The following is a 26546-nucleotide window of genomic DNA, read 5'->3' on the forward strand; positions in this document are numbered from 1 at the left end:
TAGGCGAGTGGGGCGCTGGTGCGAGGTGCCCGTGAGGGCTCCTCATCTCAGGACGATGTGAAGTTGTGTCCGGCTCCTGCCCGGCGAGCGGCCGGGCGAAACCTCAGGCGGCCGGCGGGACGACGTCGTCCTGGCCCTGGCCACCCACGTTCATGAGCACGGCGATCAGGCCGGCCATCCCGGAGGCGGAGGCGACGCCGAGCCAGTCGGCGTCGACCAGGCCCGCGCCGGACGCGGCGAGCATTCCGGCCGCGGTCTGCGCGGTGGTGCGGACGCCGCGGGTCGCGGCGCGCGCCCAGAACGTGGTGGTCCAGATCTTCATCGCTTCCTCCCGGAGGCGGTCGAGGGCCGCTGGGCGGCCCGGTTCATGGCTCGGCCAGCGGCCAGGACGGCGCCGGCACCGATGAGGAGGCCGCCGAGGATGCCGCCGGCGACACAGAGGAGCGGCTCGACGACCAGGTGGACGCCGCCGCGCTCCTCCTCGAGCGGGTCGACCGCCGGGGCGGTCACGGGGTCATCACCACGCGGGTCGCGCCGCCGTGGCCGTGGATCGCCTCGACGGAGGCCAGCGAGGGCCAGACGACGGTGGACTGGTGCTCGCCGACGACCCATCGCACGACCGCGGTGCCGTCGGAGAACTCGACGCCCTCGGCCACGACGCCGGTGCCGGAGATCCCGGAGACGTCGGTGTCGCGGTGCAGCTCGAAGGTCCTCACGAGCGCGCCTTCCGCCGCCGGCGGGGGAGTCGGAGGGTGGCCAGGACGGCGCGGTGGTCGGAGCCGCCGCGGTCGAGCTCGGTCATCTCGACGTCGACGTCGGGGTCGGTGATCGCTGCGTCGTACCCGGCGCCCGGGTGCGCGGTCCCGCCGAGCTGGCGGGCGAACCGGACCAGCTCGAGCGCGCGGACGTTCATGTCCCCGATCCACACCCGGACCCGGCCGGGCGGGATCGAGGCCTCGGCGTCGACGAGCAGCTGGGTCTCGTCCTCGAAGCTGGGGGCGTTGCGTCCGGGCACCGGGATGCGGTGCAGCCCTACCAGGTGGATCCGGTGGCCGGCGAAGTCGAACTCGACCCACGGGAAGCTCCGGCCCTTCCGCTGCCGGTCGTGCACGGGCCCGACCCACGGGAACAGGTGCTGGATCCAGCCGCGGCGGATGACCCGGCGGCGAGCGCGGACCAGGAGGACGACGTCGTCGGCCTCGGGGTGGTTCGAGGGGTCGTGGATGACCTGCCAGCCGAGCGGCTCGTAGGCGGCGCGTAGGCCGCGGGCGATGGTGTAGCACTCCTGGAGGACGACGACGTGGGGCCGGTGGGTGCGGATCCAGGCGTCGAGCGGGCCACGCACGGTCGCGAGGGGCCGGCCGGTCTTGACGTTCCAGGTGAGGATCCGGAGCTGCGGCCGCCGCACCCGGGCCACGACGCGCTCGGCGGCGGCCCGGACGGCCCCGGCGGCACGACTGACGGCGCTCACGGACGGACCTCGTGCTGGATCCGGGTGGCGGCCTTGCGGGCGAGCCGGATGAACTGTCGGCGGGGCCACCAGCCCGGGTCCCAGTGGGTCGAGCGCTTGAACGCGGCGGACATGACGGCGTGGGTGGTGATGCCGCCGTCGGCGGGTCGGCGGCCGCGGGCGTCCCAGCGGCGCACGCCGGCGACGTCGAGGTAGCGGATCGGGATGCCGTAGGCCAGGTGGGCGCGGGCGACGTCCTCGGCGAGACCGGCGAGCATGCGCTTCTGCTCGGGGCGGGCCCACCGCCAGGACCGGCGCAGCGCCTTCCAGCGTGCGGTGCCGGGCTTGTCGTCGGGGACGGGGCCGGGGATGTCGGTCATCTCCCAGCCGAGGGAGTCCTCGTTGTAGCCGCAGTGGTAGGCCACGGTGTGGTCGCCGACGCACTGGATCAGCTCGTCGGGGTCGCGGACGTAGTGCGCGGACGCCGGCCGGTCGACGGTCTGGAAGTAGCGGGCCGTCGCGCGGGCGCCGCCGGGGGCGCACCGGGAGACGGTGGAGTGGATCACGGACAGCGCCGGGGTCTGGTCGCCGCCGTGCCAGCGGGCGGGGATCAGGGGCGGTGCGGGGGGCGCGATCGCGCGGGTGGGCTTCGGCATGGGTGCCTCCTGGTGGACGCGGTCGGACGCGGACAGGCCCCCGCTGGCGTCCGGTCAGCGGGGGCCTGGCTGTGGGGTGCTCGGCGCCGCGGCTGCTGTGCGTGACAGCCGGCCTACGGTCCGGGGCCATGGAGATGCGACTGACGACAGAGGCACGGGCGTGGCTGCTCGAGCAGCTCGGCGCGGCCCGGGCGAGGTGCCTGCGGGCCTGCGACGCCGACGACAGGCGCGCGGCGGCGGCCGCGGTGCGCACCTTCGCTGCGCTCGCGGCGGAGCTGTGGCTCGCGGACGGCGGCGGGTGCGCTCAGGCTGCCCGGGAGGACAGCGAGTACCTCGCCGAGCTCCTGAGGATCTGACGGCGGCTGGGAGCCCGGATGTGTCGTCGGGATGTGTCGTCAGCTGAGGTCGGCGGGCGGATCGGCCAGGATCGCGGCGTGGATGGTGTCGAGCGCGGTCTTGGACGCCTCGGCGGCGTTGTCGAGGGCACGGTTCGCGACGTGGACCTCGCCGTCGAGCTGGGACTCGATGCGGCCGAGCCGGGTGGTGATGTCGGCGAACGCGGCATCGCCCTGCTCGAGGCGCAGCGCCATCGCCTGGACGACGGTCTCGATGCGCTGCTGGGCGTCCTTCATCGATGAGCCGCCGTTGGGGTGGAGCTCGTGGTGGATCTCCCGGATCTGGGCGGCGACCTGGGCGACCAGGACGGCGATCGGGGGCACGGCCGGCTGCTCAGGGGTGCCGGTGCGGGGGTTCGCGGGGATCGCGGGCCGGCCGTCGACGAGGACGCTCCAGTCGCGGTCTCGCTCCCAACGGGCCTTGACCCGCGGGAGCCCCCAGCGGATCCAGACGCCGACCATCGAGATGAGCGCGCCGGTGGCGAGCAGGAGGACCTCCCACTCGTGCACCGGCCCGGAGGGGTCGATCACGCGGCGCCCCCGGCGAGCGTGTCGGCGAGCTGCTCGGGGGTGATGCCTGCCGACTCGAGCAGTGCGGCCAGCGCGGCGAGGCTGGAGCCGGCCTCGGGTGCGGACGGCGTCTCGGGCGGGGCGGGCGGGATCCAGGTGTCGTCGTCGGTCCTCGACCAGCCGGGGCCGACGGGTGAGTCCAGGTCGAGCGGGATGAGGGTCTGGTCGGCCGGCGGGGTGTACCCGGTGCCCATCTCGAGGACGGGGCGCTGCTCGATGATGGGTTCGCCGTCCTCGGAGGTCCCGGTGACGACGTCCTCGAACTGCTGGACGCCGTCGACGTAGACCGGCGTGGGCTGGGGTTCGTCGGCGAGAACGATGACGTTGACGACCAGGCCGGTGGCGTCGATGAGTGCTGCGCGCATGGAGATCTCCTTGACGGGTCGGTGGTGGGTGCGGCTCAGAAAATCTCGCGGATGATGAGGATCCCCTGGGATCCGTCGCCGCCCTTGCCGGACGTGAACCCGTTCAGGCACGACCCGCCACCGCCACCGCCGGCGCCGTAGCGGCCGCCGTTGCCGCCCGCGCCACCGTTGCCCGTGATCGACGACGCGCCGCCGCCGCCACCCGCTCCGAGCGCGATCGTTCCGAGCGTGAGGGTCTGCGCGTCCCATCCGGCAGTGCCAGCGCCACCCGGGACGGCGCCGGCGGCGGGACTCGAGGCGTTCGTGAACCCGTAGGCGGCGACGCCCGCGCCGCCGGCGAACGCGGCCGGTGCCGTCGAGATTCCGCCACCCGAGCCTCCTCCCGGTGCCGACAGCCCCGAGGAGTTGCTGCCTTGCGATCCCGCGGCCCCGTTGTTCCCATTGGCCGAACCCGCCGAGAGGAACTGACCGATGTTGGTCGTCCCGGCCGCGTTCGCTGCGATCTGCCCGCCGCGGTTCGACGTGGTGTTCGGGGTCGCATACGCCAGGTAGTCCGAGTCGTTCGTTCCGAAACGGGTCGTCCCGCCCTTGCCGCCGTCGTTCCCGGCCGTTGAGTTCGTCGACACCGCCGCGCCACCGGCGCCACCGGCGCCCACGGTGCATGGAACCGAGGCCGCGACCTGTGAGGCCAGCAGACGGCGGGCGAACGCGGACCCGCCAGGGCCTGCGGCACCGCCCGAGCATGCCGTGCCCGAAGCGACCACGGCGCCCGAGCCGCCACCGTTGCCGCCCATCACGCCTTCGACCTCGATCACGACCGCCCGGGCGTCCTTCACGAAGGTGCCCGACGCGGTCATGACGGTGACGCGGGACCGGGAGCCGGCGAACGCGACGACCTGCCAGACGCCGGCGGCGCTGCAGGTCAGGGTCACGGAGTCACCGGCAGCGGTGAGGACGACCTGGAGGGCGCCGTCGATGGTGCCGGCGCTGGTCACGGCGATGGTGACGGTGTTGGTGGTGCTGTCGGTCTTCTTGACGGTGTACGTCATGCCGGCACTTCCGGTCGGCAACGTGATGGTGACCGCGCCACTGGTGGCGTCGACGAGGTTGAGGGGCGGGGAGGTCGCGGCGAGCGTCGTGGACGTCGTGCGGGTGGCGGTCTCGTTGGCGTAGGCCCATCGCAGGCCGGTGGCGGCGGTCGAGTCGGCGATCAGGGACTGGCGGTCGGCGCCCACGGCGAGGCGCGCGGGAGCGTCGTTCGCGGTGGCTGCGATGAGGTCGCCCTTGGCGTCGACGAGCGCCGCGGCGATGCGGGCGCCGATCGCGTTGTAGACGTTGGTCGAGAACGCCGGGTCGGAGCCGAGGGCGGTGGCGACCTCGAGGAAGTTGTTCAGGGTGGCGGGGGCGCCGGCGGTGAGGGCGTCGACGTAGGCCTTCACGGCCTTCTGGGTGGCGACGCGCTGGTCGGAGTTCGCGGCCAGGGCGCCGTCGGTGTCGATGGCGATGCCGGAGTCGGCGATGACCTTGCCGGTGGCGCCGTTGAAGGTGGCGAGGTTGCCGGAGGTGCTGGTGGTGGGTCCGACGACGGCGCCGTCGATGTTGGTCTGGATGACGGTCCAGTTGTTGCCGACGGTGGCGTGGTTGCCGGTCGCGGTGCCGTCGGTGAGGCAGAGCAGGATGTCGCCGGCTTCGACGTTCGGGCCGGCGGCGCCGCCGATCTTCCCGGCGACGCTGAAGCGGTAGGTGTCGCCTCGGTTGCCGGCGGGGTAGTTCGGGTTGGTGGAGGCGTCGGTGGTGCCCTTGAACACCATGGCGTCCTGGGCGCCGATGATCGCGTCGGTGTAGGCCTTCACGGCGGCCTGGGAGGGGACGGCGGTGTTGCTGGTGCCGAGCGCGGTGTTGGTGTCGAGGGTCGCGACGGCTGCGGATCCGAGGCCGAGGGTGGTGCGGCCGGCGTTGGCGTCGGCGAGGGCGAGCAGGCCGCGGCCGAACGGGGTGGTGGTGAGCGCGGCGATCGCGGTGAGGTCGGCGTCGAGGGGCTGCCAGCCGGCGTTGAGGATGGCCAGAAGCGCGGCGTAGGTCGCGGAACTCGTCGAGGCGAGGTAGGCGGCGACCGAGCCGTCGAGGGCGTAGTTCGGGGGCTGCAGCTGGGTGGCGACGACGGAGGTGAGCAGGCCGCTGGTGGTGACCTGCAGCCAGCCGGAGTGCCACTCGCCGCGGCCGCCGAGGCCGCCGTTGGCGCCGGGGTCGATGTAGTAGATGTCGACCTGGTACTGGATGCCGGTGGGGTTGATGTCGGCGGCGCTGGTGGCCCAGTCGATGAGGTTGCTGATCGAGAAGGTGCCGTCGGTGTTCTTGGTGACGATCGCCGAGCCGAGGAGCAGCTTGCCGGTGGTCTTGTCCAGGGGCACGGTGCCGGGGAGCAGGTTGGTGCGGACCACGATCCTGGCGGCGGCGAGCTGCGCGGGCGTGAGGTCGACGCCGAGCAGGTCGGTGAGGTCACCGGTCAGGGTGCGGTAGGTGATGGCCACAGGTCACTCCTCGCGATCGCGGGTCTGGGTGGTGGTGCTGGAGGGGTTGCGGGCCGGGCCCGGGTCGCTGGTTAGGCGACGGGGGTCTGGAGGGCCCACTTCGGGCCGTCGGCGGTGGCGATCTGGATGACCTCGGGCAGCGAGTCGGTCTCGGCGAGGTAGGGCACGAGCTCGAGGACGCCGGTGGTGGTGTCGTAGGAGCTGGTGCCGATGAGCCAGGCGACGGCCTGGCCGGGTGCGAGGGTGCCTTCGGTGTCGAGGACGCCGAGCTGGTTGACGACGGTCATCTCGCCGTTGAGCTGGCCGGCGACGATGAGGCGCGGGTCGAGGGCGACGCCGCCGAGGTTGGTGACCTGGCCGGGGACGAGCTCGACACCTTCGCTGTAGGGCGGGGTGGAGATCCCGGCGTCGACCATCAGGTTGAGGATGGTGACGGCGGCGGAGTCGGTGAGGGCGCCTCGGTCGGTGAGGTCGGACCACTTCTCCCTGGGGTTCCACCTCTTGGCTGCGGCGAGGGCGGTGGCGGAGGTCGACCGGGACACCGCCCAGGCGGTCGGCTGGGCGGGGGTGCCGCCGGTGGCGGTGGCGCGGCGGCCGACGATGAAGGTGGTCTGGCCGGATGGGCTGGTTGGGATCGCGGGGACGCCGGGGGCGATCGCGACGGTCGGGGTAGTGGGCTTGGCGCGGTAGTAGGGCGTCCGGGTGTGCGGGTCGATGCCCCACAGGCGGCCGTTCTTCTGGCAGAGGTCGCCGAGGAGGTTGGCGAGGTAGACCGGCTCGAAGGTGCCTTCGAGGATGGTGGAGCTCGAGGTGGTGGGGAACACGCCGCCGGTGGAGGGGTAGATCCAGCCGCGCATCGGCTGGGAGAAGCTGCTGCGCTGGGTGGCCTGGTAGACCGCGGCGTTGGGGATGGTGGTCGGGTTGCCGCTGGAGTCGAGAGCGAGGAAGTCCTCGGCCTGCCGGAACAGGCCGTCGGCGGTGAACTCCCAGGTGACCCGGTTGGGTTCGGAGAGCAGGCCCACCCAGATCCGCATGCCGGCGAGGTAGATCTCGACGAGGGTGCCCTGGCGGAGCAGCGGGTGGGTGTAGCCGCGGCGCAGGCCCATCCGCCAGGACGCGGCGAGCGGGCCGCCGACGGCGGCGTGGGAGTACTTCAGGGCCTCGACGGTGCCGATGCTGGTGGCCGGGATCCCGGCGAGCCGCACCTCGAGCATCAGGCGACGCCGTCGAGGTTGCGGGCGTTGTGGATCCATCGGGGCGGGTAGACCGCGCCGATGGTGGGGTTGGCGGCGCCGCTGGTGACGACGAACAGGGGTGCGTTCGGGGGGACCAGGAGGTGGGGGTTCCACACGGGGGAGACCTGGCCGGCGTGGTAGGCGTCGATCCGGGAGGCGTCGGTGCCGATGAAGATCGCGCCGTTGGGTCGCTTCAGGGTGGGGGCGTCGATCCAGGCGCGGTTGTTCGCGGTGCCGAGGGCCTTGGTGCCGGAGCCGGCTGCGATGACGGTGAGCGCCATGTTGTCGGCGACGTGGAAGATGAAGAACTCGTCCCACTGCCAGGAGTCGCCGGAGTTGACCTTGGTGATGTCGAGTTCCACCAGCGCGCTGCTGCCGTCCGCGACGATCGCCGGGGGCAGGCTGATGGAGCCGAGGGTGACGAAGTTGGTGGTGCCGAGCTGGACCGGGGTGAGACCGCTGTAGGTGCGGCTGGCCAGGGTGGTTGCGCCGGCCTTGAGGCGCACTGTGACGTTGATCGGTCCGGTCATGACACCGAACCCGGCGGGGGAGGCGGCGACGAGCATGTAGGAGCCCTCAGGGAGGGGCTCGGCGGGCACCTGGAACACCGTGGTGCCGGGGGTGATGTCGAGGGCGCTGAAGCCGCCCGAGATGTAGCTCGGTCCGGTGGAGCCGCCAGTGAGGGTGGAGGCGTAGCGGCGCAGGTCGGGGGTGTAGCCCAGGACGCCGAGCAGCGGGTTGGAGTACACCAGGACGTCGCCGAGGCCCTGGGTGGCGTGGGAGATCTCGATGGTGCCCTCGGTGCGCGCGGACCCGTACATCGGGAGCAGGACCGTGGACTCGCGGCCGCTGGTGGACAGCGCCGGCGGGGTGGGGCCGCGGCGCAGGTCGTCGAGGCGGGTCCCGACACCCGACGGCGGGACCTCGTCGGCGGGCTTCCCGGTGGGGTTGTAGACGACGTAGGTCTCGGTGATCTCGACGACGACCTCGGCGACCGAGGAGTCGGTCGACCGGAACGCGAAGGTCCGGAACCCTGACCCGGCACCGGAGTAGGCGTTGCCGGCGCTGGGGGCCTCGACGCCGTCGATCCACATCCGCAGGCTCTGGGAGGTCTTGTAGTTCGTGTCGGCCTTGATGGTGACGAACGGGGTGGTGGTCAGGTTGACCGCGAGCCCGGAGAAGGTAAGGGTCCCGCGGACGGTCTTGTAGTAGGACCCGCCACCGATTGCGGTGTAGGCGATGGTGGCGACGTTGACGAGGACCGACCCTGTGCCCTGGTACTTCACCGAGGTGTCGAGGCCGGCGGCGCCGCTGATCCCGGTGAGGCTGTCGCAGGCGTTGATCTGGGTGTCGGTGCCGCCGGCGACCGCGCCGGCCTGGACGCGGATCCACCGGTCGGAGCGTCCGAAGGGCCAGCAGCGCAGCGCGATCGGGAACACCCGCTTGCCTTGGAGTTCGTGGAGGTCCCACAGCTCGTCGTCGTCGTCGAAGCCGATGTCGCCCCACAGGACGTCGAACACGGTGGTGGCGCCGGCGCCGTCGGGCGGTGTCCAGGCGAACTCGATGTAGCCCTTGGCCACCTCGAGCGCGAGCTTCTCCTCGAGCACGGCCAGCGCGTCGGAGTTCGGCCCGGAGAGTGCGACGACGAGGTTGATGTCGCGGTTGTTGTGCCGGATCAGCTCCTCGACGGCGCCGTCGCGCAGGGACGCCTCGAACGAGGTGACGACGGGTTCGGCCTTCCCGCGGCGCAGCATGTAGACCTCGACGAACGCGCCGGCGGGCTGGGCGAGCGGGGAGAGGTCGAGGTCGCCCAGGCTGAGCCTGTAGGTGGCCTCCGGCATCACGCCCGCTCCGGTCATCCTCGGGTCCTTCCTGCGCGGCCGGCGCCGACCGAGGACCTGATGCCCTTGGTGACCCCGGGAGCGACTTCCTTGACGGCCTTCTCGACCTTGTCCAGGCGCTTGTTCACGCTGCGGAGCTGCCGCTCGGCGGACCGCTCGACCTCGAGCGCCGCGCGGTAGTCCTCGCGGAGCGCGTCGATGCGCTGACCGAACGCGGCGTCGCCGCCGGCGCGGGCGGCCTGCCCGACGACCTGGGCGCGGGTGTCGTAGAGCCGCTGGTAGCGGCGCAGGTCGCGAAGGGAGCCGTTGGCGTAGGCGTCGAGCTGGTCGGGGGTCGCGGTGTTCAGCAGCTCCGCGAGCGCCTGACCACGCAGGCCGCGGCCGCCGCGCCGCAGCAGCGCGATGATGCCCCGCATCTGGCGGGCGTTGCTGATGTCGCCGCGCAGGATCGACTCCGGTGACGCGGGCGCGGCGCCGTAGCCCAGGCCCACGTTGGCCTGGTACTCGACCTGGGCGGCCTGCTGGAGGAACGCCTTCTGGCGGTCGGGGTCCCAGCTCGCGAAGTCGGCCGGCATCGGCAGGTTGAGCGAGCGGTAGCTGGGGCTCGAGCTCGAGCTCACCGCTGGCCCGAACAGGTCGCTGGTGAGGCGATCGCGCAGCGACTGGACCAGCTCGGTGCGGACCTGGCGCTCGGCGTCGAGGCGGTCCTTGGCGGCCTGTGTCGCGGCCTTGTCGCGGTCGAGCTCGTGCTGGAGCAGGGTCCGGCGAGACTTCACCTCGGCGACCGAGGCAGCGGCCGCGGTTCGGAGCGCGGTGGAGAGCGTCTCCGCCGATCGCAGGGCCGGCGATGTGGCTGCGTAGGTAGATCCGACCAGGCCGCCGGTATCGAACCCGGGGAGGTGGCCGTAGCGGCTGCGGAGCATCGGCCAGTCGCGGCGCACAAGCTCCTGGGGGATGACGACCTCGCCGGCGTGCACGATCCCGCGCGGCTCGTGCTTCCCGCCCGGGCCGGTGTAGCCGCCGCTGGCGTAGGGGGTGCTCGGGTCGCCGTCCCGTCCGCCACCAGAACGCGAGTTGAGGCCGTTCATCTGGGTGACGTAGTACTCGGTGCGGATGGACTTCGGGATGGTGGAGAGCGCCTGCTTGATTCGCTGGATGTCGTCGTAGGCCTTCTGGCCGCCGGCGAGCTGGATGTCGGTGAGGACCTTGTTCGGGATCGCGAGGAGCGACCGGGCGAGCTGCTCGGCTCGGTCACGGTTCACGCCCATCTGGACGGCGGTCTCGATGAAAGCGGACTTGGCGCTCTCGTAGCGGCTGACGTTGTTCCGGACGGCGTCCGACTGGTTGTTCCACGCGCCGGCGAGCTGGGAGAGGGCCTGGCTGTTGGCGATCGCTTCCTTCGAGTTGCCTCGAATGCCGGCCTGGCTCTTCTTGGCCTGCTCGGTGGCGTCGTTGAGAGCCTGTCGCCACGCGATCTGGGCGTCGAAGGCAGCCAGGGTCTCCGAGCGCTGTTCCTTCATCGCCTCGGCGAGCCCGTGGAGCTCAGAGCGGGTGAGGCCGGCCGCGTTGCCGGTCTCCTGGAGGACCTGGCGGAAGCTGCGCGTCGGCGGCTCGGCCTCCTTCGCTGCCGCGCCGGCGTTCGCCAGGGCGGTCTGGTACTGCGGAAACGACTTGGTGACCTCGGCCAGGCTGAGGCCCTGCGCTTCTCCCTGGCGGGCGAACTCCGCGAAGGCGGCCGCGGCCTGATCGGCGTTTCCGGACTCCACCAGCGAGGCGAGTGCGTCGTCGACCTGGCGGAGCTTGGCCTGCGCCTTCTCCATCGAGGTGTCGAAGTCGAGGAGTCCGACCGACAGGATCTTGATGCCGCCCGTGAAGGCCTTCTCGCCGTAGTTGCCGAGCTGGAGGAGTCCGTTGTTCACGGTCCCCAGGGAGTCGCCGACCTGTGCGAGGTCGTCGGACACCGAGCCGCGGCCGATCGCTTCGAGGTTCCGGGCGAGTGCGCCGTCGTCGAGCTTCCCGCCGATCTGGTCGACCGCATCGTTCAGAGCCATCAGGCCAGCGATGGTGGCGCCCAGCTTGAAGCTGGTGGACAGGGATGCCCCAGCGGCCTCGCCAGAGGTCTTGACCCTGGTCAGGGTCGCACCGACCAGCGAAGCTGCACGGTTGAAGGCGAGCACCGCGGCGACGGCGGTGAAGAACGGCGTGCCCAGGGGAGAGTCGGCGATGATGCCGATGATCTTCGCGAGCTCGGTGAGCACCGGGAGGACTGCCTGGCCGATTGGAGCGGTTGCGCGCACGATACCGACGAGGGCGGTGGCGATCGCGCCGAGCAGCTCGAGGACGTCGGGCCCGGTCTCGCGGATGTAGTCGACGAAGTCCTGGAACCCAGCGTTGTCCTCCAAGCCGGCGGACCAGTCGGCGAGCGAGCTGGTCATCCGCTCGAGTCCGCCGGCGAAGTCGGCGGTGAGGGGGCCGAACGCGACCGTGAGGTTGGCGAGGGTGAGGGCAAGGTTGCCGACCGACCGGCCGAAGGACTCCAGCAGCGGTGCGCCGTCGGACTCGATGTAGTCGAAGAACGGCCGCCACTTGTCGCCGGCGAGGGCCTCGCCTGCGTCCGCTGACAGCTCACCCATCGCGGACGCGAGGTTGAACACCAGGAGCCGCAGCTGGGGGAGCAGCGGGAGGAGCTCGGTGATGCCCTCCTCGACGCCGGGGAGGAGGCCCTTTCGCGCGATCATCTGAAGGCCGACGAGCTGGGGCTGGAGGTCGTCGAGGAACTGGACGAAGTGGGCTCCGGCGGGGCCGAGCTTGTCCATCTCGATGCGGAGCTTCTCGGCGTTCGCCTGGGTCGGCTCGAGCTGGTAGGTGTTGAGCGCCTTGAGGGCGTCGCCCATCCCGTTGACAGCGGCGAGCAGCACGCCAACGCCGCCTGCGGCTGCACCGAAGGCTGCGCCGAGTCCGATCACGGCGGGGATGCCGGCGGCGGCGATCGGGACGAGCGCGGGGCCGACGGTGAAAGCGAGGTCGCGGAAGATCCGGACGCGGCCGGAAAGCTGGTCGATCTCCTTCGAGGTGCCCTGGGTGGTCTTCCGCAGCCCACCGAGGCCGTCCTCGGCGTCGACGGCAGCCTTGGCCTGGTCCTTCAGCGCGGCGCGCAGCCGTGCGGCCCGCTCGTCGGCGATCGCCGTCTCGAGGTTGTAGTCCTTGGTGGTGCGCGTGGTCTTGCTCGTCGTCCGGTCGACGTCGACGAGCTGCCCGTCGAGTGAGTCGAGCTCACGCTGCAGCAGCTTCGCGGCCGCGGCCTGCTTGAGGAGTCCACCGGTGAGCTGGTCGTCGAGCTCGATCCGGACAGATTCACGCCTGGTCGCCACGGTGCACCTCCTCTAGGTTGGGCGGATGGACACACTTCGCCAAGGGCTCGGATGGCTGCTGCTGGGCGTCCTGGTGTGCAGCGCCTCGATCGCTCTGAGCAACACAGGTCAGACCGCTGCGATCCTGGTGAGCTCCCTAACAGGCCTGATCGGCCTTGGGTTGATCGTGTTCGGTCTTGGGAAGGTTCTGTGGTTCCTGCTGCGGCCTGCCAAGCGGCCTGACGCCTAAGTCACCCTCCGGCGAGGAACTTGTCCTCGGGGTTGAGGTCGACGGGCGCGGCCCAGATGCTGGCGCCGTCTTCGTAGCGGTAGATCTTTCCGGCGCCGGGGGCGAAGTCCTTGACCCATCCGGAGTAGGTGCCGTCGTGGAACGGCTTCTCGGCGTGGAGGTGGTCGTACATCCGTTGGGCCGCCGCGGCCTCGCGGGTGGCGTAGCAGATCGAGCGCTGGGGGTACCAGCGCTTCGTCGGATCTCCGCACTCCTCGCGCGGTCGACCGCACTGGGGGCAGCTGTCCTGCTCGATCTCCCACCTGGCGATCCACCAGCCACGCTCCTGCTCGGGCAGCGCCATCCAGACCTCGAGGGTCAGGCCCAGCGACGCGGCGATGTCTAGGTCTCGTCGGAGAGTGCCGAGACGCTCGAGGGCAGCACGTCTTTTGGGTCAGAGCCCTCCGCTCGGTTGATCTCGAAGGCGGCGTATACGACCTTCATGTAGTCACCGGGGGCCAGGCTCTCCAGAAACTCGGCGAGGTGGTCGGGGTGGAGCTTCGGCTCGACGATGCACGCCTCGAGGAGGGGCTTGCGCAGCGTGGTGATGTTGGCGCCGAACTCCTGGTCGCTGGGGTGGATGTAGACCAGGCCGTCGTCCCGGGTGATCTCGCGGGGTGGGTGCTCGGCGAGGAGGTCGAACCACTCGGTGGGCTTCATGGCGCCGACGCGGATCAGGACGGTGCGTGCGATCGCTTCGCGGGCGAAGTCCTCGTAGGCCTGGCGGGCTGCGGTGACGTCGGGGTGCTCGCCGCCGAGACGAGGGCGTCCGCCGCCGTGCTCCTGCTGGGCGAGCTCGACCGCCAGGTTGAGTTCGGCGAGCTGGCTGACGTCGTCGCCCTGGAAGATCCGGATGGGCCCAGCCATGCGGCGGCTCACCGTCGGCGGGGTGTTCGGGGTGGGGCTGTCGCTCATGGGGTGGGTGCTCCTTCGTCGACAGGCTCGACAGTGGGCTCGGTGGGGCGGCTGTCGAGACCCGCCCCACCGAGCGTTCAGGTGCCTCAGGCGAGGATGGCGACCTTGAAGGCGGGCTTGCTGGTGATGACGTAGGTGCAGGTCGCGGCGGACTCGGCGAACTCGTCGTCACCGGACTTGACCGGCATGGACGGGCCGAAGGCGACCGGGAAGACGTCGACGAACTGGCCGGCGGCGATGTTGGTGGCCTTCGCGACGGCGAGGCGGTGGACCAGGAAGCCGGTGGTGCCCTCGGGGATCTTCTCCCAGAGCTTGATGCCGTCGGCGCCGGTCGCGGCCTGGGGGTCCATCTGGTAGGTCAGGACGCCGCCGCCGTAGGTGGTGACGCCGATCAGCTGGCCCACCGAGCTCTCGGCGAGGCGCCGGCGGCGGGTGCCGACGTTGGTGTCCTGGGTCGGCGACGGGGCGCCGTCGGCGAAGATCATGTTGGAGAAGTCGAGGGCGGAGGCGCCGGACGCCTCGGCCACGGTGGGCGCGAGGGTGGCCGACGCGATGGTCGGCACGAAGATCCAGTTCTCCGCGAGGTAGACCTTCTTGAACGCGGGGTTCAGCGGCTCGGGCATGTTGCTACTCCTTCAGCTCGGCCGTGCGGCCGCTCGGGGTGGTGGTCTCGACAGGGACTCAGGGGTCGCCCCGGGGCGGGGGCGGGATCAGACCAGCGCGGCGAGCTCGTCGCGGGTCATGGCCTCGGCGGTCTCGGTGTCGAGGTCGCGGTAGATGACCGCCCACTCGACCCACGCGGCCTTCGGGGCGCTCTTCGCCGGCGGCCCGGGAAGGCTCGGTCCCACCGCGTCGCCGTGCTCGTCGTCCTGCTCGTCGCCCTGCTGGTCGTCGTCCTCGGCCGGGGAGCCGCCGACGTGGTGGATCGGCGCGGCCGGCTCGCCGTAGGCGTCGAGCGCCGGCTCGTCGAGCACCTCGAACCGGCCGTGGGGGAGAGACGAGCTCGGGATGGTGATCTGGTGGCCGGTGTCGAGGTCGAGCACGCGGACGAACGGCTCGGTGATCGCCGGGATGCTCTCGGTGGTGTTCTCGGTCATCCGGGGTTCCTTCGGGTCAGAGGACGAACGTCCAGGTGGTGAGCCCCGAGAACCAGTCGTCGTCGGGGCCGATCGCGTCCTCGGACTCGAACCGGAGGACGCCGCTGATGCCGATCACGGAGATCGGGATGCCTTCGCAGGTCGCGACCCGCCTGCGTGCTTCGCGGGCGCCGTCGATGGTGTCGGCGACCGCGCGGGTGGTGACCCGGAAGGCTGTGGAGTCGGTGACCGCGACGCCGAGGCGGCGGGGCGCGTCGCCGGAGTACTTCCTGGTGACCATGACCTCGGTGTAGGCCTTCGGGCGCGCAGCGCCGTCGGGTATGTCGTCGATGTCGAAGGGTCGAGCGTTGGCGGCTGTGAAGGCTGCGATCACCGCGGTGGCGACGTCGGCCTCGGAGGGGCGGCTCACCAGAACCATCCGTCGATGAGGCGGCGGACCTCGCCGACCAGGGCTGGTCCGATGACGTCGGCCGACCGGGCGAGGTCGAGGTGGGGCTTCTGGTTCCTCGAGCCGCCCTCGAAGGACATCTCGCCCTGGGGGCGGCCGATCTCGGGGCCGTACTCGGCGGCGAACACGTTGCCGACCGCGCCGAGGTAGGCGCTGCGCTCTTCCCAGGTGAACGCCTTGGGGTACAGCTTGCCGTGGCTGCCGGCGGAGACCTTCGCGAAGTCCCGGGCGACGCTGTTGCCGGTCTTCGCGGCCTCGCGCACGCAGCCGCGCATTTCGCGGACCGCCTTGGGGCCGATGGCGGCGAGATCGCCGGCGAGATCGCCGATGGTGTGGGTGACGTTCACGCGCACGGCGACCTCCTCAGATCTGGGGCTGGTCGAGCTGGACGACGTCGAGGCGTCGCGCGGTCATCTGCGACTTCGCGGATGTGCCGACGGCCAGCCACCTGGAGCCGACCAGTGCGGGGTCGGTGTCCGGGCCGGGGCGCACCAGGACGTACTCCCAGCCGATGCCGTAGCCGCCGAGCTTGGGTGCGAGCGCGCTGATCGGGAGGTGGAGGCCGCCGACGACGACGATGCGTTCGGTGTCGCCGACGCGCATCGTGCGGGCGCCCGAGTCGCCCTGGCTGGAGGTGCCGGCCAGTCGCCCGACTGTCTCCTCGATGGGCTCGCGGCCGAGGACCGGGAAGCCGTCGGCGTCGGTGGTCTTGCCGGTCGGGCGCTCGACGGAGAACCAGTCGAGCATCCGCGCCTCTGCGGCTCGGCGGCCGGCGAGGATGGCGCTCATTCGGCTGCCAGGCGGGCGGCCCAGTCGGCGAGCATGTCGGCGCTGAAGGCCCCGCTGTTGCCCTGCGGGATCAGCGAGCTGATCTCGTCGTCGCTGATGTAGAGCTCGCCGGCGGATCGGGAGTTGTCGAGGGTGAAGGAGTAGTCGTCGATCGACTCCTGGCGCTTCCCGTCGGGGTTCTTCAGCACCCGGAGTACCGCCGTGGCCAGTACGCGGGTGACCTCGAGTGTCAGGTCGGCGTCGTCGGCCATCAGGGTCTCGAGGTCGGGGAGGCGGCGGGTCAGCATGACCCACGCGTCGCCCAGGAGGGTCTCTCCGACGGTGGTCTCCTGGGTGGTGAGGGGGCGCCAGCGGTTGGCGAGGTCTTCGGTGGTCGCCGGGTTCGGCATGACGCCCCCTCTCCGTTGTCGATCAGGCGTCGACGTCGGTCTCGGCGTCGGCCGGGACCTCGGTGATGCCGTAGTCGTTGATCTCGCGCAGTGCCGCGGCGACCTCGGGGTCGGTCGTGGTGAGGGCGTAGACCTTGGTCTCGCTGTTGCCGGTGGCGTCCTGGTCGAGCTCGAAGCGGACGCCGAGGTCGGCCAGGTCGACGCCGTGGGTGGCCACGAAGCGGATCGGCTCCGCCTCCGCCTCGGCGGCCGCCTGAGCAGCGGCGTCGGCTTCGGCCCTCGCCTTGGCCTCGGCTTCGGCGGCCGCCTGAGCAGCGGCGTCGGCCGAGCTGTCCTGCTTGCGCGCCGCGGCCATCAGCTGAGGTCCTTGATGAGGCCGTGGTAGACCTCGGGGCCGTACTTCAGGCCGACCTCGCCGTAGAGCTGGTACTTCTCCGAGGCGCCGGTCTTGGCCAGCGGCTCGACGAAGAGGTTGCCCTTGCCCGGGACGTCGAGGAACACCGGCTCGCAGACGCCGAGGTTGACGATGCCGATCTGGCCGGCGGGCATCCAGCGGTTCAGCATCACGCCGAAGACACCGAAGTCGGTGACGATGGTGTCGACCGCGACGCCACCGACGTTGCGGGTCTGCGTGGGCTGGTTGAGCGGCGCGGCGGCGTAGAGGTTCGACAGCGCGATCTTCTGCGCGGCGCCGACCATGAAGACCGTGGTGGCCTGGTCGAGCATCGCGCCGGCGGTGAACATCGCCGAGAGCGAGTTGTCGACGATCGCCTTGGTGATCGCGCGGGGCGTGCCGCCGTTGGCGAACACGTTGGTGGTGATCGCCGTCAGCACGCCGCGGGTCTGCCGGGCCGTCGCGTTGTTGGCCGGCTTCTGGTAGACGCCGGAGAGGAACGACTTCTCCAGGTCGATCGCCATGGCGGCGAGCTCCTGGTTGATCTGGAAGGCCAGCTCGTCGCGGATCGGGTTGCTCTCCTCGTTGTTCGAGCCGGACTTGAGTCCGCGCGCGGCCAGCTTGGAGTAGCTGATGTTGATCTGCGCCTGGTGGATCTCGGTCACGTTGGTGACGTTCGACCGGGTCCGCGCGACGGCGGTCGGGGCGTCGGAGCCCTCGACCTGCACGTTGTTCGCGGAGGTGGAGCGCAGGTCGGCGGTCTGCCACTCGAACTCGGTCGAGTCGCAGGTGGAGGCGCCGTTCAGGCCGCCGATGGCGGACAGGAACGGGGTCTCGGACGGGGAGACCTGGAACAGCTCCCCGGTGTAGTTCGGCAGGTTGTACGTGGTTCCCTGCCCGGAGACGGCACCCATGACGGTGCTCCTTTCGGTTGTCGATTCCCGGGCAGGCGCGTGCCCGCACGGTGTTGGTTACGCGTTGGTGGTGGCGTTGCTGAGCGTCAGGAGCTGGTCGGCCTTCAGTGCGGCCGCCTTCTTCCAGTCGCCGTTCGCGGCCGCCTGGGCCGCGAGCTCCTCGGCAGTGGGCGGCTTGGTGGCCGCGCCCTGCCCGGGGTTGGGGGCCGGCGTGCGCGCGCCGGCGACCGCGGCGAGCCGCGAGTTGGTTCCGACCGCCGACTTGATCGCCTCGGTGATCGCGGCGGTGTCGGTCGGGTCGATGGTGGAGAGCGACGCCAGGAAGCTCGCGGAGTCCAGCAGAGCGGCGGGGTCGCCTCCTGCTTCGGCGGCGGACCGGTAGACCGCGAGCTCGACTCGCGCCTGCCGTGCCTCCGCCTGCGAGGAGCTCACCTGCTCGGTGAGCTTCGCGGGGTCGACGGGCTCATCGTCCTTCACGAGCCCCAGTGCCTTGCCGATGGACTGCGCCAGCTCGGCGCGCGCTTCCTCGGCGGCCTTCGCCTTCGCGTTGGTGCGCTCGGCGGCGTTCTCGCGGCGCAGGCGCTCGATCTCGGCGCGCGCCGCGGCGGGGTCCTCCCACGGGTCGGTCTTCGGGGCCGGGGCACCGGCGGGAGCGCCGGCCGGCGGCGTCGTCCCGGCGGACTGGTCGCCGGCGGGCGGGGCCGCGGCGGCCCCTCCGGTGGGCGGAGTGTCGCCGGCGGCCGGGGGCTCGTCGACGAAGCGGATCCGGGCGCGGTGGGCGATCGGAGAGAGGGGACGGTTCATGGTGCTGCCCTCCTGGGGCTGGTGGTGTCCCGCTTCTAGCGGGGTGCCTGGTCGCCTAGTGCGAGCAGGCGAGACTGGATGCGCGCGATCTGCTTGGTCCGGTAGTCGCTGTCGGGGAGCGCTTCGATGACAGCGAGCTGGTGGCGCAGCTGCGCGGGGGTGAGGAACTCGAAGCCGAGCCGCTGGCCCTGGACCTGCGTCGGTGACTTCGCGCGGGCCCGGTCGCTCACGCGGGGCCGGCGGGCGCCGTCCGTGCGTCCCTCGATGCGGCGGCGGAACTCATTGCGGGCGTCGGCGCCCCGGAAGCCTTCGTCGGCGATCTGCTGGTAGAGCGCTGCGTCGGCGCGGACCTGGGCGGTCGGCTCGTAGGAGGAGCCGATCCACGGTTCCGCGGTGCACTGGCAGGTGCCGCCGCGGCCGTTGATCGGGACGTGGGCACGGAAGTCGACGGTGTCCTTGGTGTACACCGGTCCCCTCGAGGCTAGGAGACGGCAGAACGAGCACGCCGTCGGGCGGGCGATCCGCGCCCATCCCTTCGCCTCGCGGTCGTCGTTGATCGAGGCCAGGAGCTCTCCGAACGCCGCATCGGCGACGGTGGAACGAGCTGCTCCCTCGATCTCTGCGGCGATCTGGTTCGCGACGTCCGCGAGGTAGACGTCGTCGACGACGGCGTCGAGCGACGCGAGCAGTTCGGCCGCCATGTCGTCGAGCCGGGCTTCGACGTCGGCGAGGGTCGGCGGATCCACAACGGGGGCCCGGAACGGGGTCGCGCCCGGGAGGACGTCGGCACGGAAGGCCTCGTAGTAGTCGGCGGCCAGGCTCACCGCGGCCTGGGAGTTCTGGACCGCGATCGCTGAAGCTGCTGGGCGGATGACCTCGAACGACGCTGCGAGCCTCGCTGGGTTGGCGGAAGCCCACAGGGACCGCACTGCATTCGCGGTGAGCGTCAGCAGGCCCGCATGGGTGACGTAAAACTGAGCGGTGACCGGGCGCCGGTCAGGCAGTCGGAGTGCCACTGGGGCCCTGGAGGCTGGTCACGGCGTCGGCGATCTTCTGGGCGATCTGCTGACCCTCTTCGCGCTTGCGGTCATCTGCGAGCCGCTGACGCTGCACTGCGTTCCAGCCGAGCTTCTTGAGGGTGACGTCGGAGGTGGCCGGGATGGAGCCGGCCGCGATCTGCTTGGTGATCGCATCCGAGACGGTCGCGATGGCCGGCTCTTCCACGTCAGCCCAGTCGGTGATGACCGACCCGTAGGCGTCCGGGAGCTCCCCACCACTCGCGAACCGGACCGCCATCCTCATGACGCTGCCGAGCGCGACGCCGGCTTCGCGCTGCTGCGACCGCGCTCGACGGTTCCGGCGCGCCTCGGTGGCGTTGATCGAGTCCGCCGAGATCGGGTTCCCGTCGGTGTACAGGCCGATGTCCTGCGGCGGGGCGAGGACCTCGGATGCCGCGCGGGCTGCCGCCGAGTCGAGGAGCTTGGTGAAGGTCGAGGGGTCGTACACCGTGAGCTGCTTCAGGTCGGGCAGCTCTCCGTCCTCATCACGCTCCAGGCCGAGGACGCGGGTGATGTAGGTCTCCCAAGCGGTCTTCTTCTTGCCATCGGCACCGACGAAGCTCGACTCGGCAGCTCCCAGGAGCACCATCCGTGGCGCCGAGTACAGCTCGCGAGCGACCTCGAGACCCAGAAGGCTTCGACAGGTCGAGTCGATGGTGGTGCGGAGGGCGTAGGTGATCGACGACCGGCCCGCGCGGTTGTTCGAGCGGGCCCGGTTGGGCTGCCGGATGAGGGGGACGTAGCCGAAGCCGTGCATGTCGCGCCAGATGACTTCCCAGGCGCCGGCGTCGTTCAGGCCGAGGTGGATCGTCTGGTCGGGGACCGCGAAGGTCGCCTTCCGGACCCCGGCTTCGTCCTCGTACTCCGAGAAGACGGCGCGCGCGACGCGACCGGATGCGTCCCACAGCACGCTGGTGGTGAGCGGGGACTCCACCGTGACGACCGGGAGCCCGCCTCCTTCGCGGGACCCCACCATCCAGTACGCCGAGCCGAGGGAGAGCGCGTCGGTGAACGCGACGGGGAGTTCCGCCTCGATGCCGTTGACGTCGGCGATCTCGGTCAGCAAGGGGTCGGCGTCGGTGCCGGAGGGCAGCCGGAAGCAGTCGATGGCGTGCCGCTCGACGTAGGGGTCCACGGCGAGCGCGGCCCAACCGACCGCGGTCTTGATGACCCTCTCGACCTCGATCGGGACCGCGATGCGGAGGTTCTGCACGATCTGGGTGCCGAGGTAGTAGGCCTCGGAGAGCTCCATGGCCTCTCGCTCGCCGGTCGCGGTCGCCGAGAGCCTGGTGCGCTGGATGAGGTTGCGCTCGGCGTCGCTGAGCCCGATCAGAGGAAGGGCGGGGGCGAAGCCACTGGTGAACAGCACGTCGGTCGCCTCCTTCCCAGGGGTCTACTCGTGCACGACTACCCGGCCCTTGCCGGGAGACTTCGGGCGGGACATGGTCACGAGGCGCCACAGCATGCGGCCACCGATCCAGCAGACGGCGAGGTCGATCTTCCGAGGCGAGGAACGGTTCTCCTTGCCGACCGTGACCCCGAACCTGCCCTCACGGCGCTTCGCGTTCTTCGCGTGCCGCCGCAGCGTCCCGCCGCCGTGGTGGGGCGCACGGCCCTCGCGGAGGTCGTCGGCGAGCTGGGTGACGGCCGGCTGGAACAGCTGCTGTGCGGCGGTCGTGGTCATGTCGAACGCCACCGCGTGCGCCTTCGGGCCGGTCTTCACCGGCCAGAACTTCTTGTCGAGGCGCCGGTGGTATCGGCGGTGCCAGTCGTCGACCAGCGGCCACCAGAACCGGTCCTCCTCGACCTGGTCGTCGGCCTTCGCGTGCGATGGGTCGAACCAGAACGCGACGACCTTCAGCTTGTCGAACGCGACGGTCACCGCGGCATCCAGCGCGGCGCGGTCGACCAGCTGCCCGTCAGCCGGGTGCTGGTGGTGCAGCGTGAACGCCATGCCGTCCGAGACCCGGATGGCCACCAGTCCTGTGTCGTCGCCCGACTTCGAGCCGTCTCCGAACAGGACCACCCGCTCACCGTCGGCGAGCTTCTCCTCCGGCCGCCGGTTCTCCGGCGAGTCGACCCACCGGGGGTCGACCCACGCGTCCTCGGCGCCGGTGATCTGGTTGTACCACTTGCGTCGGGACTCGCTCGTGGAGTTGTCGGGGTTGAGGATCGACTTCACGATGCGGCCGTTCGGGCGCGTGTCGAGCCAGGTCGCGTCGCCGGCAACCGACCGGACCACGTCGGGTGCGTCCTTCGCGGTCAGCGGCGCTTCCGGCGGGGCCTCCAGGGAGTCCCAGCACACGCCGTTGGCGGTCGGGTCGATCCCGGCGGCCTCGAGGTCGTCGTAGTTGACGCGCGCACGCTCGGCGACGGAGTCCCGGCCGGGGCGGTAGGCGTTGAAGATGTCGAGGATCCGCGCCGGCGCACCGAGCTCGGCCTTCGCGGCGTTGCCCTCCAGGGCCTCGACCATCTCGTGGCCGCCGTTGCCGGAGATCCAGTTCTGGATCTCAGCCCGGATGACCTGCTTGGGCCGGCCGCCCTCGATCGCGAGCACCGAATTGGTGACCGCCTCGATCTGGCGCCGGTCGCCGTCGGACCAGACGTTCTGCTTCCCGATCTGGATGCCGTAGTGGTCCCGGGTCTCCTGGGGGATCAAGCCCGGGAACAGCTTCATCGTGTTCTTCGTCTGCTCGAGCGCCACCGCGAGGATCTGCGTCCACGCTTCCTGGTCGCTGCGGCCGACCGGGCGGTCGCCGTCCCAGTGGTCGAAGACGATCGGCGCGTGGAGCGAGCCGGCCGCGATGCCGGACGCGGTCGGATCCTTGCCCCACCCCTTGAGGCGCTGCAGCCGGTAGGTGTGGAAGAGGGAGTCGCCGTGCGTGTCGACGGCGTAGTACCAGAGCAGCATCCGTGCCTGCTCGGCCGTCCAGGTCCACGGCTTCCCGCCCCTGCCGGTCAGCCAGTAGCCGGTCCAGGAGAGGAACCCCCAGCCGAGCGTGGCCTCCGGGAGGAGCCACCCGGACTCGTCGTCCCACTGCCAGGTTGGGCCGATCTTGATCGGCTCCCAGACGAGGTCTGTCGGCGGCGTAGTGCGGTCCAGTAGGTCGCGGTACCAGCGCTCGATCTCGGCGTACTCGGCCGCGCGCGAGGGATGGAAGGCGGGGCCGGCGTCACGCGCCTGCGCCATGAGCCTGGGCCCATCGCGACTGCGCGGCGTCGCGCTGCTGGTTGCGACGTCCGGTGCCCCCGGTCTCGCCGGCGGCCGGCATGTCGGGGAGCTTCAGCTTCGCGAGCTGCGTGGAGAGGTGCGCCTCGTGGTTGCGGATCTCCGCGATGAGCGGGTGGATGACGTCCTGCCCCATCGACCCGCGCGTCAGGAACGGGCGGCCGAGGTCGGCGTGCGCCTTCTCGAGCTCGGCGAGACGGTCCGCTGTCTTCGCCGCGCGGGCCAGGACCGCGAGCTCGTCGACGCGGAGCGTGTACTTCGCGACGACGTCGTTCCACAGCTTCCGGCCGGCGGGGCGGAGGCCCGTGGGTGCCTTCGGGTGGGTGGGTGCTGCCATGGTCGCCCTCCTGGGGCTCGGCGGTGAGCCGCGCCTGGCGGCCTGAAAAAACGGGGTGCGGGGCGCACGCAGGATTCGGCCCGCTAGCGCCCTCGGTCCTCTAGGCAGGGGGGTGGGGGTGCCCCCGGGTGGTCCTCGCGGGGCAGCCGGAGAGCCGCTCTGCGAGCGGCTGCAGCGGCCTGTGCCTCGTGCTGGGTCTTGCGGGCGTGGCACTCGGCGGAGAGCCACCGAAGGTTGCCGAGCCGGTGGTCGTCGCCGCGCTGGTCGTGGTCGCAGTCAGATCCAGGGCCAGGACAGTGCTCGACGTGCCAGCGCGGTTCGCCTGCCAGGCTGATGCCTTCGCACCGTCCTCCTGCGCGTCGCCGCGTGGCAGCGACGCGCTTGGGCCAGTCGCTCGGAAGCCGGGAGCGGCGATCGCTGCTCGACCAGCTCATCGTGACCGGTGGCCAGGTCGAGCCACTGAGCAGCCCCGCCCGTGGCTCGACCTGGAGACGAAGAAACCCCGGCGTCCTGAGGGCCCGGGGCGTGGTGTGGATACACGTGATCCGCTGGCATGGATGTTAGAACACGCGGCCTCGCGGGTCAGGACGACGTGGTCACGTCGGCGTGTCGGGCAGCCTTCCGGGCCTTGCGGGCGAGGTAGGCCTGGGCGAGCGGCTCGAGCTCGGAGAGGCGCCACAGCAGCACGTGACCGCCGGGTGCAGCGGCCGGGAGCGCGCCGGCGGGGAGTGCTCTGCGGGTGTGGCGCCAGCTGCGGATGACGCCGGCCGGCACGCCGAGCACCTCGGCGGCCTGGTCGGTGGTGTGGAGCCCGTCGGGCGGGTGAACCGTCACGGTCCGATTGTCCCTGCCTTCTCACTCGTCGTCTCCCTTCTGGTGGCGATCGGGGACGCCGCTGGTGGAGTGGTGAACGCAGCCGCGTGGCGCGTCGTGGGGTGTGGTGTTGAGGCACGGTCCGGGGCCGGTGGCCGATGGGCAGGCGAACGGCGTGGGCTGGTGGTCGTGCCGGGCGGGCCGCCAGGCGAGGACCTCGCGGACGTCGAGGACACCGGCTCGGCTGGGGTGCGGGTCGTGCCACAGCACGCCGTCGCGGTAGAGCACCTGGTGGTGGACGCCGCGCTCGGACATCCCGGCGACGAAGACGACCTCGCCCGGCTCTGCGTCGGTGACCTCGTCGAGCTCGACCACCCAGAGCCCGCGGGAGGCCATGAAGCCGAGCAGCATGTACCACCAGCCGGTGGATCCCTCGCTGCCGTCGGTGGTCGCGCCTCCGTCGTACTCGATGAAGTGCGGGACGGCGTCGAGCGGGATGCCGAAGTAGGTGGCGACACAGGCCGCGACACAGTTGCCGAGGCGCTTCGGGTCCCCGGCGAGGATCGTCTGGTCGACGCGGCTCACGGGGTCACCTCGCGCCACGGGGTGACGAGGCGGACCAGGCTCGGCGTTCCTGCGCGGCCGGTCAGGGTGAACCAGGCACCGCACCCGTGGCAGCGGTACGGCTCCGCAACCGCACCTGCCCCGACTGCGGTGTGCGCCCCCTGATACCCGGGCGCGCGGCACCGGTCGGTGTGACCATCGACCACACGGCGGCCCTGGTGGCGCTCCTCCTCCAGCCCGAGCGCCTTGATGATCTCGGCGGCGACGTGGGCGGCGTGCTCGCGCTCGGCCCGCCGCTGGAGGCTGATCCAGGGGTAGGTCCAGTTGCAACCTTCGGCTCGGCAGCGGTAGTCCTCCATGGACACGGAGTCTCCGAAGGCGTGTTGGTAGGCCACCTCGGCTGCTGTCTCCACGGCCTGCTCGATGGCGCTCACTGGCCGCCCTCCTTGAACGGGCCGAGGCCGAGCACGACGTGGCCGGGCTGGATGCCGCCGAACCGCGGGTCGCCTGCGTAGACGTAGGTGACCGTGCGCCGCACGAACCGGACGGCCGGGCAGTCGGGGCAGAGCGGCTGGCGATCGCAGGGTGCGGCGCCGTAGGGGTCGGGCTTGTACTCCCAGAGCACGAGCGTGTCGCCGCGCTGGAATCCCCGGTCGTTGCGGCGGACCTCGAAGGTCTTCGATCCGTCGGCCAGGGCGTCGAAGTAGGGCGGCTGCACCTTCAGGATGTGCTCGCTCATGAGTCCCTCCCGAGGATGCCGCGGGCGACGCGCAGCTGAGCGCTGGTCGTGGGGATGGGTCGTTCATCGAAGGTCTGAACGAGTTCCTCGGCGGTCGCGGCGAGCTCGAGCCAGTCCGCCAGCGCCAGCCCGACCCCGGGGTGCATCGTGGCGATGTAGGCGGAGAGTCGCGACGTGCCCGCGTCGAAGCCACATTCGGGGTCGGTGTCGACGAAGGACCCCTCTGACTTCCAGGGCCGGCCGTCGTCGGCGTCAGCGGCCAGCTCCCGCAGCACCGCGGCGGCCTCGCGGAGCAGGTCGGCGCTCATCGGCGGGCCTTGTCGCGTTCGTCGGAGCGGATGACGGCTTCCCAGCACTCGCCGCATCCGACGCCGCCGGGGCGGCCGGGGTGGTGCTTGGAGTGGCCGTTGCGGGTGCAGAGGAGGGAGACGGCTTCGGCGAGGGGGTGGCTCCAGGCGAGGTGGGCGGCGGAGGCCTTGCCGGCGGCGCCGGGGCGGGCGATGCCGCCCTGTTCGCGGCCGAGCTTGGTGGCTCGGGTGAGGGAGAGGGTGCCGGCGCGGACGGCGGCCTGTTGGGGTGGGGTGAGGGAGAGCAGCGCGAGGCGGGCGGAGATGTAGGGCTGGGACTTGGAGACGCGGGCGGCGAGGTCGGCGTCGGTGGCGTTGTCGAGGCGCTTGAGGCGTGCGAGGGCGCGGGCTTCCTCGATGGGGTCGAGGCCGAGGCGTTGGCCGTTCTCCATGATCATCGCGGCGAGGACGTCGTCGGGGTCCATGTCGGCGCGGATGATGCAGGGGATCCGGGTGAGGCCGGCGAGGCGTGCGGCGGCGTGGCGGCGGTGGCCCATGACGAGGACCAGGTGGCCGTCGTGGCGGCGGGCGACGACGGGTTGGAGTACTCCCTGGTCGGCGATCGAGCGGGCGAGCTCGGTGAGGTCGCCGAGCTCGTCGCGGACGTTGTCGGGGTCGGGGTGGAGTTCGTCGAGGGGGACGTCGACGAGCTGCTGGTCGGTGGCGTTCGGGGTGGCGTCCGGGGTGGCGTTCGGGGTGGCGGCGAGGGGTGCGAGCTGGTTGGCGCGGTCGGGGTCGAGGCCGCGTTCGAGGATCTCGGCGGCCTTCCGCATGGACTCGATGCGGGGCCAGCCGTGGGCCTGGACGATCTCCTTGACCTGCTCGATGGTCAGGCGGCGGTTGGCGGCGATGGTGGGCAGGGCGAGTGGGCGTGCGTTCTGGGCGATCGCGGCGCGGAGCACGTCGGCCTTCTGCTGCCGGGTCAGCGCGGTGGTGGTGGTCATGGGCGGGTTCCTGTCGGGGGTGAGGGTGGTGCTCGGGGTCAGTGGCCGGCGGTGTCGGGGCCGGTCGTGGTGTCGGTGATGGG

At 71.4% G+C, this 26546-nt stretch carries 34 protein-coding genes; 2 read left to right on the forward strand and 32 right to left on the reverse strand.

All coding sequences use genetic code 11. The features are described from left to right. Window positions 1-103: 103 nt before the first annotated feature. From ABD671_RS14990 to ABD671_RS15010, 5 genes are read right to left on the reverse strand one after another with little or no spacing between them, the layout of a single operon-like run. Entirely contained in the window at window positions 104-322 is a 219-nt protein-coding gene (locus ABD671_RS14990; RefSeq protein WP_344734226.1) for a holin, read from the reverse strand. After that, window positions 319-510 (reverse strand): hypothetical protein, encoded by a 192-nt coding sequence (locus tag ABD671_RS14995; protein WP_344734227.1) that lies wholly within the window; start codon window positions 508-510, stop codon window positions 319-321. Before ABD671_RS14995 ends, ABD671_RS14990 begins: the two co-directional genes overlap by 4 nt. After that, complete coding sequence (locus ABD671_RS15000; protein ID WP_344734228.1) at window positions 507-716, reverse strand: hypothetical protein; 210 nt, start codon at window positions 714-716, stop codon at window positions 507-509. Before ABD671_RS15000 ends, ABD671_RS14995 begins: the two co-directional genes overlap by 4 nt. After that, complete coding sequence (locus ABD671_RS15005; protein WP_344734229.1) at window positions 713-1471, reverse strand: endonuclease/exonuclease/phosphatase family protein; 759 nt, start codon at window positions 1469-1471, stop codon at window positions 713-715. The genes ABD671_RS15000 and ABD671_RS15005 overlap by 4 nt, the downstream gene beginning before the upstream one ends. Further along, a complete protein-coding gene (locus tag ABD671_RS15010; RefSeq protein WP_344734230.1) occupies window positions 1468-2106 on the reverse strand; it encodes an N-acetylmuramoyl-L-alanine amidase in 639 nt (212 codons plus the stop codon). The genes ABD671_RS15005 and ABD671_RS15010 overlap by 4 nt, the downstream gene beginning before the upstream one ends. Window positions 2107-2234: 128 nt before the next feature. Between ABD671_RS15010 and ABD671_RS15015 the strand changes: the two genes are divergently transcribed. Further along, window positions 2235-2462, forward strand: a complete 228-nt coding sequence (locus ABD671_RS15015) for a hypothetical protein (protein ID WP_344734231.1) — start codon at window positions 2235-2237, stop codon at window positions 2460-2462. Window positions 2463-2501: 39 nt separating this feature from the next. Here the strand turns inward: ABD671_RS15015 and ABD671_RS15020 are convergent, their stop codons facing one another. From ABD671_RS15020 to ABD671_RS15045, 6 genes are all read right to left on the reverse strand, one after another. Further along, window positions 2502-3032: a hypothetical protein gene (locus ABD671_RS15020; protein WP_344734232.1), complete on the reverse strand. Its 531-nt coding sequence runs from the start codon at window positions 3030-3032 to the stop codon at window positions 2502-2504. Continuing rightward, window positions 3029-3436, reverse strand: coding sequence for a hypothetical protein (locus tag ABD671_RS15025; RefSeq protein ID WP_344734233.1), 408 nt, complete (start codon window positions 3434-3436; stop codon window positions 3029-3031). The genes ABD671_RS15020 and ABD671_RS15025 overlap by 4 nt, the downstream gene beginning before the upstream one ends. Before the next feature lie 35 nt (window positions 3437-3471). Beyond that, window positions 3472-5967 (reverse strand): beta strand repeat-containing protein, encoded by a 2496-nt coding sequence (locus ABD671_RS15030; protein WP_344734234.1) that lies wholly within the window; start codon window positions 5965-5967, stop codon window positions 3472-3474. Window positions 5968-6038: 71 nt separating this feature from the next. Beyond that, window positions 6039-7181, reverse strand: coding sequence for a hypothetical protein (locus ABD671_RS15035; RefSeq protein WP_344734235.1), 1143 nt, complete (start codon window positions 7179-7181; stop codon window positions 6039-6041). Then, the gene (locus ABD671_RS15040) at window positions 7181-9061 is read right to left on the reverse strand and encodes a hypothetical protein (RefSeq protein ID WP_344734236.1); all 1881 of its coding nucleotides are present in this window, start codon (window positions 9059-9061) and stop codon (window positions 7181-7183) included. Before ABD671_RS15040 ends, ABD671_RS15035 begins: the two co-directional genes overlap by 1 nt. Beyond that, window positions 9058-12414, reverse strand: a complete 3357-nt coding sequence (locus ABD671_RS15045) for a hypothetical protein (protein ID WP_344734237.1) — start codon at window positions 12412-12414, stop codon at window positions 9058-9060. Before ABD671_RS15045 ends, ABD671_RS15040 begins: the two co-directional genes overlap by 4 nt. Before the next feature lie 25 nt (window positions 12415-12439). On the opposite strand from ABD671_RS15045, the gene ABD671_RS15050 reads away from it, so the two are divergent. Next, window positions 12440-12643, forward strand: a complete 204-nt coding sequence (locus ABD671_RS15050; protein ID WP_344734238.1) for a hypothetical protein — start codon at window positions 12440-12442, stop codon at window positions 12641-12643. Window position 12644: 1 nt separating this feature from the next. On the opposite strand, the gene ABD671_RS15055 is transcribed toward ABD671_RS15050, so the two are convergent. The 21 genes from ABD671_RS15055 to ABD671_RS15155 all read right to left on the reverse strand — a co-directional run bounded on the left by ABD671_RS15055 (window position 12645) and on the right by ABD671_RS15155 (window position 26463). Beyond that, window positions 12645-12986 carry a hypothetical protein gene (locus ABD671_RS15055; protein ID WP_344734239.1) on the reverse strand — a complete coding sequence of 114 codons (342 nt, stop codon included), beginning with the start codon at window positions 12984-12986 and terminating at the stop codon, window positions 12645-12647. 38 nt (window positions 12987-13024) lie between these two features. Further along, window positions 13025-13597 (reverse strand): hypothetical protein, encoded by a 573-nt coding sequence (locus tag ABD671_RS15060; protein ID WP_344734240.1) that lies wholly within the window; start codon window positions 13595-13597, stop codon window positions 13025-13027. An 86-nt stretch (window positions 13598-13683) separates the two neighbouring features. Beyond that, window positions 13684-14220, reverse strand: coding sequence for a phage tail tube protein (locus tag ABD671_RS15065; protein WP_344734241.1), 537 nt, complete (start codon window positions 14218-14220; stop codon window positions 13684-13686). An 87-nt stretch (window positions 14221-14307) separates the two neighbouring features. Then, window positions 14308-14694 (reverse strand): hypothetical protein, encoded by a 387-nt coding sequence (locus tag ABD671_RS15070; protein ID WP_344734242.1) that lies wholly within the window; start codon window positions 14692-14694, stop codon window positions 14308-14310. Between the two features lie 16 nt (window positions 14695-14710). Next, window positions 14711-15103 carry a hypothetical protein gene (locus ABD671_RS15075; protein WP_344734243.1) on the reverse strand — a complete coding sequence of 131 codons (393 nt, stop codon included), beginning with the start codon at window positions 15101-15103 and terminating at the stop codon, window positions 14711-14713. Further along, window positions 15100-15495 carry a hypothetical protein gene (locus ABD671_RS15080; RefSeq protein WP_344734244.1) on the reverse strand — a complete coding sequence of 132 codons (396 nt, stop codon included), beginning with the start codon at window positions 15493-15495 and terminating at the stop codon, window positions 15100-15102. Before ABD671_RS15080 ends, ABD671_RS15075 begins: the two co-directional genes overlap by 4 nt. 10 nt (window positions 15496-15505) lie before the next feature. Further along, on the reverse strand, window positions 15506-15931 hold the full coding sequence (locus ABD671_RS15085) for a DUF6093 family protein (protein WP_344734245.1): 426 nt from the start codon (window positions 15929-15931) through the stop codon (window positions 15506-15508). Beyond that, window positions 15928-16320 carry a Gp19/Gp15/Gp42 family protein gene (locus tag ABD671_RS15090; RefSeq protein ID WP_344734246.1) on the reverse strand — a complete coding sequence of 131 codons (393 nt, stop codon included), beginning with the start codon at window positions 16318-16320 and terminating at the stop codon, window positions 15928-15930. The genes ABD671_RS15085 and ABD671_RS15090 overlap by 4 nt, the downstream gene beginning before the upstream one ends. 22 nt (window positions 16321-16342) lie before the next feature. Further along, window positions 16343-16675 (reverse strand): hypothetical protein, encoded by a 333-nt coding sequence (locus ABD671_RS15095; protein ID WP_344734247.1) that lies wholly within the window; start codon window positions 16673-16675, stop codon window positions 16343-16345. Then, window positions 16675-17628 carry an SU10 major capsid protein gene (locus ABD671_RS15100; protein ID WP_344734248.1) on the reverse strand — a complete coding sequence of 318 codons (954 nt, stop codon included), beginning with the start codon at window positions 17626-17628 and terminating at the stop codon, window positions 16675-16677. The genes ABD671_RS15095 and ABD671_RS15100 overlap by 1 nt, the downstream gene beginning before the upstream one ends. 57 nt (window positions 17629-17685) lie before the next feature. Next, on the reverse strand, window positions 17686-18432 hold the full coding sequence (locus ABD671_RS15105; RefSeq protein ID WP_344734249.1) for a hypothetical protein: 747 nt from the start codon (window positions 18430-18432) through the stop codon (window positions 17686-17688). Window positions 18433-18467: 35 nt separating this feature from the next. After that, window positions 18468-19448 (reverse strand): VG15 protein, encoded by a 981-nt coding sequence (locus ABD671_RS15110; protein WP_486348167.1) that lies wholly within the window; start codon window positions 19446-19448, stop codon window positions 18468-18470. Next, window positions 19429-20859, reverse strand: coding sequence for a phage portal protein (locus tag ABD671_RS15115; protein WP_344734251.1), 1431 nt, complete (start codon window positions 20857-20859; stop codon window positions 19429-19431). Before ABD671_RS15115 ends, ABD671_RS15110 begins: the two co-directional genes overlap by 20 nt. 24 nt (window positions 20860-20883) lie before the next feature. Further along, window positions 20884-22680, reverse strand: a complete 1797-nt coding sequence (locus tag ABD671_RS15120; protein ID WP_344734252.1) for a hypothetical protein — start codon at window positions 22678-22680, stop codon at window positions 20884-20886. Continuing rightward, window positions 22664-23056, reverse strand: a complete 393-nt coding sequence (locus ABD671_RS15125) for a hypothetical protein (protein WP_344734253.1) — start codon at window positions 23054-23056, stop codon at window positions 22664-22666. Before ABD671_RS15125 ends, ABD671_RS15120 begins: the two co-directional genes overlap by 17 nt. 582 nt (window positions 23057-23638) lie before the next feature. Further along, a complete protein-coding gene (locus ABD671_RS15130; protein WP_344734254.1) occupies window positions 23639-23890 on the reverse strand; it encodes a hypothetical protein in 252 nt (83 codons plus the stop codon). 21 nt (window positions 23891-23911) lie between these two features. After that, window positions 23912-24454 (reverse strand): hypothetical protein, encoded by a 543-nt coding sequence (locus ABD671_RS15135; protein ID WP_344734255.1) that lies wholly within the window; start codon window positions 24452-24454, stop codon window positions 23912-23914. After that, window positions 24451-24867 (reverse strand): hypothetical protein, encoded by a 417-nt coding sequence (locus tag ABD671_RS15140; RefSeq protein WP_344734256.1) that lies wholly within the window; start codon window positions 24865-24867, stop codon window positions 24451-24453. Before ABD671_RS15140 ends, ABD671_RS15135 begins: the two co-directional genes overlap by 4 nt. Next, window positions 24864-25172: a DUF3850 domain-containing protein gene (locus ABD671_RS15145; protein ID WP_344734257.1), complete on the reverse strand. Its 309-nt coding sequence runs from the start codon at window positions 25170-25172 to the stop codon at window positions 24864-24866. The genes ABD671_RS15140 and ABD671_RS15145 overlap by 4 nt, the downstream gene beginning before the upstream one ends. Next, complete coding sequence (locus ABD671_RS15150; protein WP_344734258.1) at window positions 25169-25480, reverse strand: hypothetical protein; 312 nt, start codon at window positions 25478-25480, stop codon at window positions 25169-25171. Before ABD671_RS15150 ends, ABD671_RS15145 begins: the two co-directional genes overlap by 4 nt. Further along, window positions 25477-26463, reverse strand: coding sequence for a ParB/RepB/Spo0J family partition protein (locus ABD671_RS15155; RefSeq protein ID WP_344734259.1), 987 nt, complete (start codon window positions 26461-26463; stop codon window positions 25477-25479). The genes ABD671_RS15150 and ABD671_RS15155 overlap by 4 nt, the downstream gene beginning before the upstream one ends. Window positions 26464-26546 lie beyond the last annotated feature (83 nt).

Source organism: Nocardioides fonticola (assembly GCF_039536805.1).
Lineage (GTDB): Bacteria > Actinomycetota > Actinomycetes > Propionibacteriales > Nocardioidaceae > Nocardioides > Nocardioides fonticola.

Bases quoted from the DNA above. Each gene is read 5' to 3' on its own strand.
- ABD671_RS15095 (WP_344734247.1), bottom strand. From the start codon at position 16,675: ATGGCCGCGGCGCGCAAGCAGGACAGCTCGGCCGACGCCGCTGCTCAG.
- ABD671_RS15050 (WP_344734238.1), top strand. From the start codon at position 12,440: ATGGACACACTTCGCCAAGGGCTCGGATGGCTGCTGCTGGGCGTCCTG.
- ABD671_RS15085 (WP_344734245.1), bottom strand. From the start codon at position 15,931: ATGAGCGCCATCCTCGCCGGCCGCCGAGCCGCAGAGGCGCGGATGCTC.
- ABD671_RS15155 (WP_344734259.1), bottom strand. From the start codon at position 26,463: ATGACCACCACCACCGCGCTGACCCGGCAGCAGAAGGCCGACGTGCTC.
- ABD671_RS15040 (WP_344734236.1), bottom strand. From the start codon at position 9,061: ATGACCGGAGCGGGCGTGATGCCGGAGGCCACCTACAGGCTCAGCCTG.
- ABD671_RS15070 (WP_344734242.1), bottom strand. From the start codon at position 14,694: ATGACCGAGAACACCACCGAGAGCATCCCGGCGATCACCGAGCCGTTC.
- ABD671_RS15150 (WP_344734258.1), bottom strand. From the start codon at position 25,480: ATGAGCGCCGACCTGCTCCGCGAGGCCGCCGCGGTGCTGCGGGAGCTG.
- ABD671_RS15035 (WP_344734235.1), bottom strand. From the start codon at position 7,181: ATGCTCGAGGTGCGGCTCGCCGGGATCCCGGCCACCAGCATCGGCACC.
- ABD671_RS15145 (WP_344734257.1), bottom strand. From the start codon at position 25,172: ATGAGCGAGCACATCCTGAAGGTGCAGCCGCCCTACTTCGACGCCCTG.
- ABD671_RS15015 (WP_344734231.1), top strand. From the start codon at position 2,235: ATGGAGATGCGACTGACGACAGAGGCACGGGCGTGGCTGCTCGAGCAG.
- ABD671_RS15100 (WP_344734248.1), bottom strand. From the start codon at position 17,628: ATGGGTGCCGTCTCCGGGCAGGGAACCACGTACAACCTGCCGAACTAC.
- ABD671_RS14990 (WP_344734226.1), bottom strand. From the start codon at position 322: ATGAAGATCTGGACCACCACGTTCTGGGCGCGCGCCGCGACCCGCGGC.
- ABD671_RS15105 (WP_344734249.1), bottom strand. From the start codon at position 18,432: ATGAACCGTCCCCTCTCTCCGATCGCCCACCGCGCCCGGATCCGCTTC.
- ABD671_RS15125 (WP_344734253.1), bottom strand. From the start codon at position 23,056: ATGGCAGCACCCACCCACCCGAAGGCACCCACGGGCCTCCGCCCCGCC.
- ABD671_RS15010 (WP_344734230.1), bottom strand. From the start codon at position 2,106: ATGCCGAAGCCCACCCGCGCGATCGCGCCCCCCGCACCGCCCCTGATC.
- ABD671_RS15120 (WP_344734252.1), bottom strand. From the start codon at position 22,680: ATGGCGCAGGCGCGTGACGCCGGCCCCGCCTTCCATCCCTCGCGCGCG.
- ABD671_RS15065 (WP_344734241.1), bottom strand. From the start codon at position 14,220: ATGCCCGAGCCGCTGAACCCCGCGTTCAAGAAGGTCTACCTCGCGGAG.
- ABD671_RS15025 (WP_344734233.1), bottom strand. From the start codon at position 3,436: ATGCGCGCAGCACTCATCGACGCCACCGGCCTGGTCGTCAACGTCATC.
- ABD671_RS15060 (WP_344734240.1), bottom strand. From the start codon at position 13,597: ATGAGCGACAGCCCCACCCCGAACACCCCGCCGACGGTGAGCCGCCGC.
- ABD671_RS15090 (WP_344734246.1), bottom strand. From the start codon at position 16,320: ATGCCGAACCCGGCGACCACCGAAGACCTCGCCAACCGCTGGCGCCCC.
- ABD671_RS15055 (WP_344734239.1), bottom strand. From the start codon at position 12,986: ATGGCGCTGCCCGAGCAGGAGCGTGGCTGGTGGATCGCCAGGTGGGAG.